At 60.5% G+C, this 14,111-nt stretch carries 11 protein-coding genes and 1 tRNA gene; 6 read left to right on the top strand and 6 right to left on the bottom strand.

Annotation, left to right across the window (positions count from 1 at the left end; translation table 11 throughout):
* Positions 1-128: 128 nt before the first annotated feature.
* Positions 129-1,490: a DEAD/DEAH box helicase gene (locus AB2N04_RS10400; protein WP_367718690.1), complete on the bottom strand. Its 1,362-nt coding sequence runs from the start codon at positions 1,488-1,490 to the stop codon at positions 129-131.
* 339 nt (positions 1,491-1,829) lie between these two features.
* Entirely contained in the window at positions 1,830-3,116 is a 1,287-nt protein-coding gene (gene ilvA / locus AB2N04_RS10395) for a threonine ammonia-lyase IlvA (protein ID WP_367718689.1), read from the bottom strand.
* A 133-nt stretch (positions 3,117-3,249) separates the two neighbouring features.
* Between ilvA and AB2N04_RS10390 the strand changes: the two genes are divergently transcribed.
* Both AB2N04_RS10390 and AB2N04_RS10385 read left to right on the top strand, forming a co-directional pair.
* Positions 3,250-4,707 carry a TrkH family potassium uptake protein gene (locus AB2N04_RS10390; protein WP_367718688.1) on the top strand — a complete coding sequence of 486 codons (1,458 nt, stop codon included), beginning with the start codon at positions 3,250-3,252 and terminating at the stop codon, positions 4,705-4,707.
* A gap of 85 nt (positions 4,708-4,792) precedes the next feature.
* Entirely contained in the window at positions 4,793-5,974 is a 1,182-nt protein-coding gene (locus tag AB2N04_RS10385) for an alpha/beta hydrolase (RefSeq protein ID WP_367718687.1), read from the top strand.
* Positions 5,975-5,984: 10 nt separating this feature from the next.
* Here AB2N04_RS10385 and ade read toward each other — a convergent pair whose 3' ends face one another.
* Positions 5,985-7,802 carry an adenine deaminase gene (ade, locus tag AB2N04_RS10380; RefSeq protein ID WP_367718686.1) on the bottom strand — a complete coding sequence of 606 codons (1,818 nt, stop codon included), beginning with the start codon at positions 7,800-7,802 and terminating at the stop codon, positions 5,985-5,987.
* A gap of 97 nt (positions 7,803-7,899) precedes the next feature.
* Positions 7,900-8,502 carry a TetR/AcrR family transcriptional regulator gene (locus tag AB2N04_RS10375; protein WP_367718685.1) on the bottom strand — a complete coding sequence of 201 codons (603 nt, stop codon included), beginning with the start codon at positions 8,500-8,502 and terminating at the stop codon, positions 7,900-7,902.
* Positions 8,503-8,603: 101 nt separating this feature from the next.
* Here AB2N04_RS10375 and AB2N04_RS10370 point away from each other — a divergent pair, with 101 nt between their 5' ends.
* Both AB2N04_RS10370 and recQ read left to right on the top strand, forming a co-directional pair.
* Positions 8,604-9,362 (top strand): 3-oxoacyl-ACP reductase family protein, encoded by a 759-nt coding sequence (locus AB2N04_RS10370; protein ID WP_367718684.1) that lies wholly within the window; start codon positions 8,604-8,606, stop codon positions 9,360-9,362.
* 176 nt (positions 9,363-9,538) lie between these two features.
* Positions 9,539-11,341, top strand: coding sequence for a DNA helicase RecQ (recQ, locus tag AB2N04_RS10365; protein WP_367718683.1), 1,803 nt, complete (start codon positions 9,539-9,541; stop codon positions 11,339-11,341).
* 44 nt (positions 11,342-11,385) lie between these two features.
* Here recQ and AB2N04_RS10360 read toward each other — a convergent pair.
* Both AB2N04_RS10360 and wrbA read right to left on the bottom strand, forming a co-directional pair.
* Positions 11,386-11,471: transfer RNA gene (locus tag AB2N04_RS10360), tRNA-Leu, on the bottom strand.
* Positions 11,472-11,648: 177 nt separating this feature from the next.
* Positions 11,649-12,248, bottom strand: a complete 600-nt coding sequence (gene wrbA / locus AB2N04_RS10355) for an NAD(P)H:quinone oxidoreductase (protein ID WP_367718682.1) — start codon at positions 12,246-12,248, stop codon at positions 11,649-11,651.
* Between the two features lie 189 nt (positions 12,249-12,437).
* Between wrbA and AB2N04_RS10350 the strand changes: the two genes are divergently transcribed.
* Both AB2N04_RS10350 and AB2N04_RS10345 read left to right on the top strand, forming a co-directional pair.
* Positions 12,438-13,190: a competence/damage-inducible protein A gene (locus AB2N04_RS10350; protein ID WP_367718681.1), complete on the top strand. Its 753-nt coding sequence runs from the start codon at positions 12,438-12,440 to the stop codon at positions 13,188-13,190.
* A gap of 76 nt (positions 13,191-13,266) precedes the next feature.
* Positions 13,267-14,109, top strand: coding sequence for a universal stress protein (locus AB2N04_RS10345; protein ID WP_367718680.1), 843 nt, complete (start codon positions 13,267-13,269; stop codon positions 14,107-14,109).
* Positions 14,110-14,111: the final 2 nt, after the last annotated feature.

Raw genomic sequence — 14,111 nt, 5'->3', positions numbered from 1 at the left:
TGCTTTTTATCCCCCGCATTGGCCGCAGTTCCAGACACAACTGGCCTAAACGAACGGACCACCGGCGGCAATTGGGCCAGACCGGCCTATCGGACGATCAGCCCATTCGCAATCACCACATGGGGGACTTATGCCGCGCGTGCGCTGGGACGTCTGTTGCGGTTCCGCCGCCGACGACGGACGGGCTTGTCACCCTCGTTCTGTCCCTGTTCGGCATGCTGCTGGACTTTGCCGCCAGGCCGTTTCGGGCCGCGATTGTCCCCGCTTCTGGCGGGTTTGGCAGCATTGCGGCGGTCACCGCCATTGTTGGCCACTGCCGGGCGCACCGGATCGGGCTGCGAAGTATAGTCGGCCTTCACTGGCAGTCGCATGCGGATGATCTTCTCCACGGCCTTCAGCTTGTCGGCTTCAGCCGGGTCGCACAGTGTCACCGCCTCGCCAGAAGCACCGTTTCTGCCCGTACGCCCAATACGGTGTACATAGCTTTCCGGCTGATCCGGCAGGTCGAAATTCACCACATGGCTGATGCCTGGAACGTCGATCCCGCGCGCCGCAATGTCGGTCGCCACGAGTATGCGCACCGATCCGTCACGAAAACCGTTGAGCGCGCGCTGGCGTGCGTTCTGTGACTTGTTGCCGTGAATGACGGCAGCCTCAAAGCCATCGCGTTCAAGATCGCGGGTCACCCGGTCAGCACCATGTTTGGTGCGCGCAAAAACGATCACGGAACGCATGGCATCGTCCGCCAGCATCTCGGAGAGAATCTTGCGCTTCTGCTTGGTGCGCGCCATCACCAGATGTTGCGTGATCTCACCGGCCGTGGTCGACTGTTTCGCGATCTCCACCCGTAGCGGATTGTTGAGCAGGCTCTTTGCCAGACCATCCACTTCCCTGGGCATCGTCGCCGAAAACAGTGCTGTCTGACGCTGCGGATGCGTCGCGCGCGCAATGCGCCGCACATCGTTGATGAAGCCCATGTCGAGCATGCGGTCGGCCTCGTCGAGCACCAGCCAGCGCGTCTCGGCCAGCGAAAGTTCGCCGGAGCGCACAATGTCGGTCAGCCGGCCCGGTGTCGCCACCAGAATATCGACCCCCTGGGCAAGCCGCTTGACCTGGCTGTTGCGGGACACGCCGCCAAGAACCAGCGCAGTCGAAAGGTGTGCATGCCGCGATAGCTGCCGCACCACTTCGTCAATCTGAACGGCCAGTTCGCGTGTCGGACAAAGGATCAGCGCTCGAGCGGTCTTGCGCACGCGCTTGGACCCAAGCGCCATGATCTGCGAGAGAATGGGCAGCGAAAAGGCCGCTGTCTTGCCCGAGCCGGTCTGCGCGATGCCCAACACGTCACGCTTTTCCAGCATGGCGGGAATGGCCTGCTCCTGAATTGGCTTGGGGGCCATGAAGCCCACATCCTCAGCCGCTTTCAACAGCGAACCAGTAATACCAAGTTCCGCGAAACCAATCTGTTTCGCATTGTTGTCATTCGTCAATTTGCAATCTTTCTCATTCCGGCGCCCGGAGACGCCGCAAAGGGCATATGGCAGGGCGCAACCTGCCGAATAGGTGTTTGGGAAAACGACAAGACGACGGGTCAAACCCGTGCGGCTGCGCTGTCGCGCCGGCAATGCCGGCTTTGCCGATCGCCCTCGGACGATGGCTTCAGACGCAACCAGTCTCTTTAGAAAGCCGGCATTGCCGACCCATGCGTCTCCGCCCCATATGGGCCATCTGAAGCAAAAGTGCAATCGCAAATTTGTGCATCGCAACCGGTCATTCGCTCGCGGCAGGCAATTGCTGCGGCATGGAGGCTGTTCCCGATGCCGGAGCCCTCAGATGATGAGACCCGCAATCGTGTCGTTGTCTGTAATGTCCTGATAGGCCCAGCCCGCAGCGTCGAACCGTTCGGTCAGGACATCGAAATTGGAACGGTTGCGCGTCTCGATTCCGATCAGGACCGAACCGAAATTGCGCGCCGATTTCTTGAGATACTCAAACCGCGTGATGTCATCCTCGGGGCCCAGAAGATCGAGGAAATCCCGCAAGGCACCGGGGCGCTGGGGAAAGCGGAAGATGAAGTACTTCTTGAGCCCTTCAGACCTCAGGGCGCGTTCCTTCACGTCGGGCAGGCGCTCGAAATCGAAATTCCCGCCCGACACGACGGCGATCACCGTGCGCCCTTCAAGCTCTTGTGGCGCAAAATCCTTCAGCGTGTCGATAGCCAGTGCCCCCGCCGGCTCCAGAACGACGCCCTCGATGTTGAGCATCTCGACCATGGTCGCGCACAACCGGTTCTCCGGCACCAGATGCACGGCATCGGCATCAAACGCCTTGAGGTGCGAAAAGGGCGTGGCGCCAATCTCGGCCACCGCCGCCCCGTCGACGAAATTGTCCACCCTGTCGAGCCGAACGGGCGTCTCGTGAACGAGCGCCTGCTGCAGGCTCGCCGCCCCTTCGGGCTCGGCAAAGGCAAATGCCCCTGCCTCACCGCTTGCAGCGAGGTAGCGTGTCACGCCGGAAGCAAGACCACCGCCCCCAACGGGCAGGATCACGAGACTGTCCTCCATCCGCACACCGTCGAACGCCTTGATCTGTTCAGCGATTTCTCTCCCCACCGTCGCCTGCCCCTCGATGATGTCGGGGTGATCGAATGGCGGCACCATCGCCCCGCCACCTTCCTCGGCAAAAGCAAGCGCAGCGCGATAGCAATCATCGAAAAAATCGCCGATCAGCCGGATTTCAACGAATTCTCCGCCAAAAATACGCGTTTTGTCGATTTTCTGCTGCGGCGTCGTAACCGGCATGAAAACCACGCCCCTGCAGCCGAAATGACGGCAGACATAGGCAAAGCCCTGGGCATGATTGCCCGCCGAAGCGCACACGAAGGTGCGCGCTGGATCACCAGTTTCCATGGCCTTGCGAAAGAAATTGAAGGCACCGCGAATCTTGTAGGAACGGACCGGAGTCAGATCCTCGCGCTTCAGAAAAACCCGGGCGCCGGTTTTCTTGGAGAGATAGTCATTTTCCTGGAGCGGCGTTTCGGCAAAGAGCGATCGAAGCGCATTTTCAGCCTCTGCGACCGCATTCACGAACCCGCCCTCATGCGCTGCTGCAACCATGCTCTCTTGCCTATCCTGACCTTGTGTCCTACGGGCTATTGCATATCGGGGCGCGGGACGCCACTCTCGCGCCAGGGAGGGGGATCGCTTCCCGGACAACAGACGCTTTGATGAGAAGCCTGAGGTTCAGTTCTTGCAATATCTCGCCATCCGCGCCGCACTGCACATCGCGGCGGTTTTTGCCATCTACCTTTCGGTCGCCATGCTCATCCCGGCCGCGGTCGATCTTTACTATGGCAATGACGACTGGCAGGTTTTCGCCTTTTCGGCACTCTTCACCGGGGGCCTCGCCATCGGCGTATCGCTCGCCACGCAGGGGCGCGCACCGGTCATCTCCTCCCGTTTCGGCTTTCTTGTCGTCAATCTTCTGTGGATGACGGCCTGCATTGCCGGAGCCGTGCCAATGCTCGCCTCCTCGGTGGAATTCAGCATCGCAGACGCGTTTTTCGAATCCGTCTCGGGCGTCACCGCAACCGGTGCCACCGTCATCGTCGGTCTGGACAGCATGCCGCCCGGTCTTCTGCTCTGGCGCTCGATCCTGCAGTGGATCGGCGGTCTTGGCGTGATCGCGCTCGGCCTCTTCGTCCTGCCATTCCTGAATGTGGGTGGCGTTTCCTATTTTCGTATTGAGTCCTCAGACATCGAAGACCGTCCGTTCGACCGCTTCTCCACGTTCGGCCTGGGCCTGATCAGCATTTATGCGCTGCTCACCCTGGCCTGCGCGATTGCCTACGCAGCGGCAGGCATGCGCGCCTTCGACGCGATCAACCATGCGCTCACCACCATCGCCACGGCCGGTTTTTCCACCCACGATGCCTCCATGGGTTTTTACGCCGACAATCCGGCAATCCTTTGGATAAGCACGCTGTTCATGTTCATTTCCGCCCTTCCCTTTTCCATTTTGATCCTGTTTGCGATCCGGGGCCGGCTCGACGCACTGCGCGATCCGCAGATCCGGGTGTTTGCAGCGTATGTCGTCATCTTCGTTCTTGCCGTGGCTGTCTATCTGCGGCTCGTTCACGACCACACGTTTTTCGATGCGCTCACCCACTCGGCATTCAATTTCGTGTCGATCATCACCACCACGGGCTATGCAAGCGAGGATTATTCGCAATGGGGTGCATTCGCCGTAGCCGCCGCATTCGTTGCCATGTTTCTCGGCGGCTGTTCCGGTTCCACAACGGGTGGCATCAAGGCCTACCGCTTCCTGATCCTGTTCAAGCTGCTTTCAAACGGCCTTCGCCGCTTTGTCTATCCCAACACCATCGTTACAGTGCGATACGGCGACCGACCGGTCGATGACGACCTGCAACGGGCCGTCGTGCTCTTCATGTCGGCCTTTCTGGTCATCTGGGCAGTGATCATCCTGCTTCTGGCTGCCACCGGCCTCGATTTCGTCACGGCCATTTCGGCCGCCTTGACCGGGCTTACCAATGTCGGTCCGGGCCTTGGCCAGGTGGTGGGGCCGGCCGGCAGCTTTGCCCCCGTTCCAGACCTTGCCAAATGGATCATCGCCTTCGCCATGTTGATGGGCAGGCTTGAAATTCTGGCGGTTCTCGTCATTTTCACGCCGGTTTTCTGGGAGAGATAGGGTCTCAATCAGAGTCTTGTTCCTCACAAACGTTGACCAGACCGTGGAATGTTGGACCGGAAAGCACGAACAGGCCCCTTGTCGAATGCAACTCCAGAGTTTCAAGCAACTGCTCGTTCTGTTTCTGGCCCTCATGCTCGCCGGCTGTGCGAACCCGCACCCTTCCCGGTTGATCGCCGAGACGATCGCTCCTGCCCGCGCGGAGCAGATTGCTGGCACGCATGGCATTTTCATTGCCACCAACCGCATGAAGACGGACAGGCCGGGTGAGATCTTCGCCGGTGGTCGCGCACCCGCACCCGCGTTCGCAAAAGTGGAGATCACGGTTCCCGCTGTTCACGAAACCGGCATGATGGAGCTGGCCCCGAACCCCAGGGTGGCCGATCCGGCCCGCTATTTCGCTGCCCGCAAAGCCATTCTCTACCCGGGCAATAGCGATTTTGAAAATGCGCTCAGAGACGATATCGCAGCCCATAACGGGCGCGCGCTCATTTTCATCCACGGATACAACACCGGCTTCGATGCAGCCGTCTATCGAGCCGCGCAGATCTTTCACGATTCGGAATATGCCGGGACGCCGATCCTCTTTTCCTGGCCCTCTGCCGGTCGCACGATAGACTACGTCTACGACCAGAACAGCGCGACCTCGGCCCGCGACGCGCTTGAGGAAACGCTCCGCACGCTCGCCCGGGCCGGCGCCCGGCGCATCGACGTGGTTGCGCACTCCATGGGAAGCTGGGTGACGATGGAGGCGCTGCGCCAGCTTGCCATTGCCGGTGACCGAGACCTTGACGGCCGGCTGGCGGACGTCGTCCTTGCCTCTCCGGACATCGACATCGACGTTTTCAAGGGACAGATGCGCCGCTATGGCGTGCCGGAGCGCCCGTTTGCCATTCTCACATCCCGCAATGATCGAGCGTTGTCCCTGTCCGGCTTCATCGCGGGCAACCAGCCGCGCCTCGGCGACTATCGCGACGCAAAAGACCTCACGAGCCTCGGCGTAACAGTCATCGATGTGACGGAAGTGTCCTCCGGCGACTGGCTGAACCACACGAAATTTGCCGAAAACCCGATCCTCGTACGTCTCCTTGGAGAACGTCTTTCCGCCGAGGGAGAATTGAACGAAAGAGATGACGATGTCGTCAGGGGGCAGATCGAAAATCTGGTTCGTGGCCTCGGACAGACATTCGGCACGGCGGCCGACATCGTCATCACCACCCCACTGACGGTCATCGATCTGGCGGTTGGCCAGAGCGGTCAGCCCTGATCAACGTCACTCAGATAAGCAGATCGACCTTGCGGAAATTGCTCACGTCGATGATGCCCGTATCGGAGATCCGCAGTTCGGGGATCACGACCAGAGCCAGAAGCGAGTGCTGCATAAAGGCATTGTTCAGCGCGCAGCCCATCGCGCGCATGGCGTCTGTCAGTTTGGCAGCCTTCTGCGCCACGACTTCCGCTCGTTGATCCGACATGAGGCCGGCAATCGGCATCTCCACGAGAGCAAGCTCCCGCCCCTTGGAGAAAAGCACCACACCGCCGCCGACCTCGCCCAGCCGGTTGGCGGCCTGGGCCATGTCTTTCTTGTTGGTCCCGACAACGATCATGTGATGGGAATCATGCGCAACCGTTGAGGCCAGGGCACAGTCTTCCATGTAACCGAAGCCCGAAACGAACCCATTCGTCACCCTGCCGGTCCCGCGATGTCGCTCCACCAGCGCGATCTGGCAGACATCGTTGCGGCGGTCCATGGCGACAATGCCATCCTCCACGCCAAGCTCCACTTCCAGCGCCCGCGTGGGCGCCTGATTCTCGATCACCCCGATCACCCGCGCCCGCACATGGCTAGCGCCATCGGGCGCGAAGATATCGAAGTCGTCAGTTGACAGCGTCTTGCCCAGCCGAACCGTGTTCTTTGCGCTTTCGGGATAGTCGTGGGCGGGGATGTCTGCTTCCAGTTTTCCCCTCCGCGCCAGCCTTACACCCCGCGCAAACACTTCGTCGATGGCGAGTGCCGCGAGTTCGGAAACGATCAGGAAATCGGCCCGCCTGCCAGGAGCAATCGAGCCCAGCTCACGTTCGAGCCCAAAATGCTCCGCCGTATTGATCGTGGCCATCTGGATCGCAGTCACGGGTTTCAGCCCCTGGGCAATGGCATGACGCACCACACGGTCCATGTGACCATCATCGACCAGCGTTCCGGAATGACTGTCATCGGTGCACAGGATGAAATTGCGCGGATCAAGCCCCTGCTCCGTCACCGCCTTGATCTGGCTTGCAACATCATACCAGGCAGATCCCAGCCGCAGCATGGCCTTCATCCCCTGCCTTACCCGCGCAATCGCATCTTCGGGGCGTGTCCCCTCATGATCGTCCTGCGGCCCGCCAGCCACATAGCCGTGGAACGGCAACCCGAGATCCGGCGAAGCATAGTGTCCGCCAACGGTCTTGCCGGCTGCGACGGTTGCAGCGATCGCCCCGGTCATGGTGGCGTCATTGGCCGCAACGCCGGGAAAATTCATCACTTCCCCCAGTCCGATAATGTTGGGCCACCCCATGGCCTCGGCCACATCTTCAACCGAAAGTGCTGCGCCGGCGTTTTCAAGTCCCGGGGCAGAAGGCACACAGGATGGCATCTGCACGAACACATTGATCGCCTGCGCCATGGCTTCGTCATGCATCAGCCGCACGCCACCAAGCCCCAGAACATTGGCGATCTCATGTGGGTCAACAAACATGGAAGTCGTACCGTGCGGGATGACGGCGCGGCAGAATTCCGTCACCGTGACCATCCCGCTTTCCACATGCATGTGCGCATCACACAGCCCTGGCACCAGATAGCGCCCCATGGCATCGACCACCCGGGTCTTTTCGCCAATCGCGTGGCTCGCATCCGGCCCGCAATAGGCAAAGCGCCCTGCGACGATGGCAATATCTGTGGCCGGGATCACCTCCCCTGAGTGCACATTAACCCAGCGTCCGTTACGCACCACCAGATCTGCCGGCTGGCGTCCCATCGCCACATCCACCAGAAGCGGCGCAACCGCCTGCCAGGGTTTGAGATCGCTGGATGGCACGGGCTGGGTGTCGGGCATGAGGTTCCTCCTGTGAAGCACACAGTTTGGCAAACCCGTGCGCCTCGCGCCAGCCCTCTGCTAAAACGATCAGATCATGCCTTCGAGGGTGCAGTTTCTATCCGGCAATAGCGTCCCAGGCGGCAATCGCACTGTCCACCACGCGCTCAAGTTCCTCAGCACTTGCACCATCCCGCGCCCGGATCGAAAGCCCGTGCATCACGGTTGCATAGAAGGCGGCAATCCTGCCCGGATTCGCAGTTTCGGGCACGTCTCCATCGACGATTCCACGCTCTACCCGGCGGCGGAATCCGTCTTCATTGCCGCGCCGGTTTTCGGCCAGAAAACGACAGACCGGACTGTTCTCCGGCGCTCCTGCAAGAGCCGAAATGACCACCATGCATCCGCGTGGGTTCTCGGGATTTGCGTAGCTTCGGGCGTTGACACGAAGGGCCGCCTCAATGGAAACCCTCGCCGTCCGACCGTTTTCGAGCGCTTCACTGACGGGCGCGCCCTCTTCACGCTCATAAAGCCCGATTGCCTCGCGAAAAAGCGTCTCCTTACAGCCAAAAGCTGCGTAGAGGCTCGGTTTGTTGATGCCCATGGCCTCGGCGAGTTCGTTCATTGAAGCGCCCTCATAGCCACACGACCAGAACACCCGCATCGCCCGATGCAGGGCTTCATTCCTGTCGAAAGCTCTTGGCCTGCCGCGTCCTGCCATCACGAATACCTTTTGTACCAAACCGTAAATAATTTGCTTGACCCGATTTCTCAAGCCTGCGTATTTTTATAACGTTCGGTACAAAAAATATGGAGCGATATATGTTCGAGACTGAAACCACGCAGGAGCTTCAGGGCAAAGCAGCCCTCGTCACCGGCGGAAGCCGGGGGATCGGCGCCGCCATCGCAAGACAGCTTGCCGCGCGCGGGGCCAACGTCGCCATCACCTACGCGGCAAACGCGCCTAAAGCTGAAGATGTCGTCAAGGAGATCGAAAGCGTGGGGAGCCGCGGGCTCGCAATAAAAGCCGACAGCGCCGATCCGCGCGCGATCACCGCAGCAGTCAACTCCGCTGCCAAAACGTTCGGAGGTCTCGACATCCTTGTGAACAACGCAGGCATCTTCCCCTACGGCCCACCGGAAGAAGTCACCATCGCCGAAATCGACCACACTCTGGATATTCATGTAAAAGGGGTTTTCGTTGCCTCACAGGCGGCCCTTTCCCATATGGGCAACGGCGGGCGCATCATATCCATTGGCTCATGCTTCGCCACGCGTGTTCCCTTTGCTGGCGTCACGCTCTACTCGATGAGCAAATCGGCATTGATCGGCTTCACGAAGGGGCTTGCGCGCGACGTCGGCCCACGCGGGATCACCGTTAATGTTGTCGACCCCGGCCCCACCGACACCGACATGAATCCCTCCGACGGCCCAAACGCCGACAACAGCCGTGCGCTGAGTTCGCTCGGGCGCTATGGCGCACCCGATGAGATCGCGGCAATGGTCGCCTATCTCGCCGGCCCCGGCGGGGGGTATGTCACCGGCGCGTCCCTCGCCGTCGACGGCGGCAGCAACGCCTGAGCCCGGCCTTTCCCGGCACTTGAAGTGCCGGGCGACCGCGCTTGCGCCGCTCGAGGCGTACTTGTTTCAGATTTCACTGTCGAACGCTTCCGCAACAGGCCTTGTGGCCTGCTCTGCAGTACAGGTCCAAACCTGTTATGAGATAAGAATCATTCGATTCTCCTGACAGGCTCACCGTGACCGCAGATCCAACCCATATTCTCAAAACCGTCTATGGATACGAGGCCTTCCGCGGTCGCCAGGCCGAGATCGTCGCTCACGTCATCGCCGGCAACAATGCCTTTGTCCTCATGCCTACGGGCGGCGGCAAGTCACTCTGCTACCAGATACCCGCGCTCGTCCGCCCGGGCCTTGGCCTTATCATTTCGCCACTCATCGCGCTCATGGCGGATCAGGTCGCCGCGCTGAAACAGGCCGGCATACGCGCTGCCGCACTCAATTCGAATCTGCCGCAGGAAGCCCGCCAGGCCATCTGGCGCGCCATGGGCGACGGTTCGCTCGACATCCTTTACGTTTCTCCTGAGACCCTGCTGCGTCCCGCTGTTCTGAACCGGCTGAAGCAGGTCAGGCTTTCACTCATTGCCATTGACGAAGCGCATTGTCTCTCACAATGGGGCCATGATTTCCGGCCCCACTATCGCCAGCTCGACGCCGTTGTCGAAGAGTTTCCCGGCACGCCGCGCATGGCACTGACTGCCACGGCCGACGCTCCGACCCGCGCCGAGATCATCGCCCATCTCGATATCGATGAACGCGACAGTTTCATCGCCGGTTTTGACCGGCCCAACATCCGTTATGCCATCGAGGAAAAAGACAATCCGCGCAGGCAACTCACGCTTTTTCTGGAGAAGCATAGGGATGAAAGTGGCATCATCTATTGTCTCTCCAAGCGCAAGACCGATGAAACCGCAGCCTGGCTACAGTCGAAGGGATACAATGCCCTCGCCTATCACGCCGGCATGGACCGCGAACTCCGTGAAGCCAATCAGACCCGTTTCCAGCGCGAAGAGGCAATCATCATGGTCGCCACCATCGCCTTTGGCATGGGCATCGACAAGCCGGATGTCCGCTTTGTCGCCCATCTCGACCTGCCGGGCAGCATCGAGGCCTACTATCAGGAAACAGGCCGCGCCGGCCGCGACGGCCTGCCCTCGGAGGCCCTCATGCTTTACGGCTTCGATGACATCGCGCTGCGTCGCAGGTTCATCGAGGAATCAGAAGCATCCGACCCGCGCAAGCGCATGGAAATGCAGAAGCTTGACGCCCTGCTGGGGCTCGCCGAAACCGCGCAGTGTCGGCGCCAGGTCCTGCTCAACTATTTCGGCGACCATTGCGAACCATGCGGAAACTGCGACACCTGCGCCAGTCCGCCGGAACGTTTCGATGGCTCGATTGCCGTGCAGAAAGCACTGTCCTGCATCTATCGCACGGGCGAACGCTTTGGACAGGCCTATATCGTTTCGGTGCTGCTTGGTGCCGAAGACGAACGCATCGCCCGTTTCGGCCACGACACCATCTCCACCTACGGCATAGGCAAGGAACATGACCAGCGCACCTGGCGCTCGGTGTTGCGCCAGATGGTCGCCCATGGCCTTGTCGATGTCGACTTCAACGGCCATGGCGGGCTCTCGATTTCACAGCGCGGAGCGCAATTTCTGCGGGAGAAGCCAAAACTGATGCTGCGCGCTCCCCGACCGTTGGCCAGGGGCAAAGCAAGGCGCGCTCCGGGCGGCGAGGCAGCCAGCGCGCTGGCGCCGGGAGATGCCGAACTGTTCAAGGCGCTGCGCGAAAAGCGCATAGAAATCGCCCGCGAGCAGAATCTGCCCCCCTATGTCATTTTCCACGACCGCACGCTGATCGAGATGGCGGCCACCCGCCCCGCTTCCCGCACCGCCATGGCCGGCATCTCCGGGATCGGCGAAGCCAAGCTAGACCGGTACGGCGACGCCTTTCTCGGTGTCATTGCCTCGCATCGCTGAAATCGGAAAATCACCGCAAACGGCAGACCGCCCGGAAAGCCTTCTGGTGCGGACGGCGGGAATCGAACCCGCACGATCTAGGATCGAGGGATTTTAAGTCCCTTGCGTCTACCAGTTTCGCCACGTCCGCACAAAAACAACGACTAGCGGTAGAAACCGGCCTGATCAAGCGGGCTACGCATGTTCTTCAAAGAATACGCATGTTCAGCGGCATAAAAGAGCGCGCCGGTGCATAAGTGCAAGTCAGCGCGCGCCCCCGCCCCGAGGAGACCACAGCCTTCTCGAGTCAGGGTTCCCGGCGTCACTTTCAGGCAGCGAGCCGCGCCGTGATCTCCGCCAGACGCCTGCCCTGGAACGTCGCACCGTCGAGCTCCTGTTGCGAGGGCATTCGCGAACCATCACCATTCGTGGTGGTCGTCATTCCGTAGGGAGCACCGCCGCGCACGACATCGTTGCCCATTTGATCCTGGTAGGCATAGGAGAGCGGCACGATCAGCATGCCATGGTGTTGCAGTGCAAGCTGCGTCGAGGCGAGAGCCATTTCCGCACCGCCGTGCTGCGTCGCGGTTGATGACATCACGGTCGCCGGTTTGTCGACCAGCTTTCCTTCCGCCCAGAGCGGGCCGGTCTGGTCGAGAAAGTTCTTGATCTGGGAAGCCATCATGCCAAAACGCGTCGAAACGCCAAATATGAAACCGTCATAATCGGCCAGCTCCAGCGGCTTCGCCACCGGTGCATCCTGATCGAGCTTGTATCCCGCATCTCTGGCCACGCCTTCCGGCACCAGTTCCGGCACGCGCTTGATCGTCACGTCCGCACCCGCAGCCCGCGCCCCGTCAGCGGCGGCTCTGGCCATGGCCTCCATGTGCCCCCAGCTGGAATAATAAAGAACCAGTATCTTGGTCATGATCTGCTCCGTTTCAATCAGAGTTCCGTTTCGTTCGCCTGCCGCAGCATTGCGATCTATACGCATCTAGTCCGCGAAAGGTTCACCGGAAACCGGATAAAACCCGACACACTGTTCACCCTTTGGCACCCATTGCCCTTGGCCTGACGCAGGTCTATTGCTCCCCTCTGCAACAGGGAACCAGGCGAAATGAGCGATCTTGTAACGGCCGCGATGGTGGTCATCGGCGACGAAATCCTGTCGGGGCGCACAAAAGACAGGAACATCGGTCACCTGGCCGACATGTTGACGGCAGTCGGTGTAGACCTGAAGGAAGTGCGCGTCGTTTCCGACGACGAGAGTGCCATTGTCGAGGCGGTGAATGCTCTTCGTGCACGCAACACCTATGTCTTCACCACCGGCGGCATCGGGCCGACCCATGATGACATCACGGCAGATGCCATCGCCCGTGCCTTCGGTCGCCCCTGTGTATACGACGACAAGGCGCTCACGTTGCTCAAGGAGCACTATGCACGTCGTGGAACAGAATTCTCCGAGGCCCGCAAACGCATGGCCCGAATGCCCCAGGGGGCGGAACACATCGACAACCCGATTTCAGTCGCCCCCGGTTTTCGTGTCGAAAACGTCTACGTCATGGCAGGCGTGCCCGCGATTTTCCAGGCAATGCTCGACAATGTGGTTCCGACGTTGAAGACAGGCGCGAAGCTCCTCTCGGAAACGATTCCCTCGCCTCATCCCGAAGGCGCCATCGGCGGTCCGCTAGGGGCGGTTCAGGCCGCTCACCCCGAAACGATCATCGGGTCCTATCCGAAATACCAGGACGGGTCATTCTGGACCGAAATTGTCATCCGCTCGCGCTCCAGAACAGCGCTTGCGGAGGCATTGAAGGCAACGCACACCATGCTGGACGCCATTCCTGATAGGCAGGAGGCAAAAGGTTGATCTGTCGCAAAACTTTCAGCCGCTCGATGCGTTAGATTGAGACAAGGCACTGCATCACAGCTCCAGGGAGGCTGACATGAGCTACCAGACCATTCTCGCCATTCTGCAAAGCGAAGCCGACGCACCGCGCGTTCTCGACCTCGCCCTGCCGCTTGCCACCCGACATGAGAGCCATCTCATCGGATTGCATGCCGAAGCCCTGCCGATGGTCATGGCCTCTCCCATGGGCGGGCCCGTGGTGGATCTGAGCATCGACATGCAGGACGAAACACAGCGTCGCCACAAGGTCATCCGCAAGCTGTTCGACGAACGCACAAGAATCGAGCAAGTGGGCAATGAATGGCGCGGGTTCGACAGCGTTTCGGGAGACTCTGCCGTGTCCGGAATCGAAAGCGCCCGCAGCGCCGATCTTGTGATCGCTCAGCAGACAGACCCCGACGCCAAGGGCACAATGGAAGCCAATGTCGAGGCCCTGCTTTTCGAGACCGGTCGCCCCGTCCTCTTTGTCCCATACATCTTCAAGTCACAGGAAGCCGAGTTCAAGAAGGTTTTGCTTGCCTGGAACGGCAGCCGCCAGGCGGCGCGTGCGGCATTCGACGCCCTGCCCTTCATGAAGGAGGCAGACAGCGTCGAGGTGTTCTGCATTGATCCGCAGGACACGCCGCGCCGCGATGCATCCATGGCAGGCACCGCGATCGCCGCAGCACTCGCACGTCACGATATCGACGTGACGGTCAAGGTCGAAAAGTCCGGAGGCGTTTCACATGGTGAAATTCTCGAAAACCGCGTTTCCGACACGGGTGCCGATCTTCTGGTCATGGGCGCGTTCGGTCGCTCCAGGCTGCGCGAATTCGTCTTCGGCGGAGCCACACGCACCATTCTGCAGACCATGACTGTTCCGACCTTCATGGCGCATTGAGC

The sequence above is a fragment of the Nitratireductor sp. GISD-1A_MAKvit genome, assembly GCF_040819555.1.
Lineage (GTDB): Bacteria > Pseudomonadota > Alphaproteobacteria > Rhizobiales > Rhizobiaceae > Nitratireductor.
The sequence above is the reverse complement of the archived record's forward strand: the minus strand, read 5'-3'. Positions and strand labels throughout refer to the sequence as shown.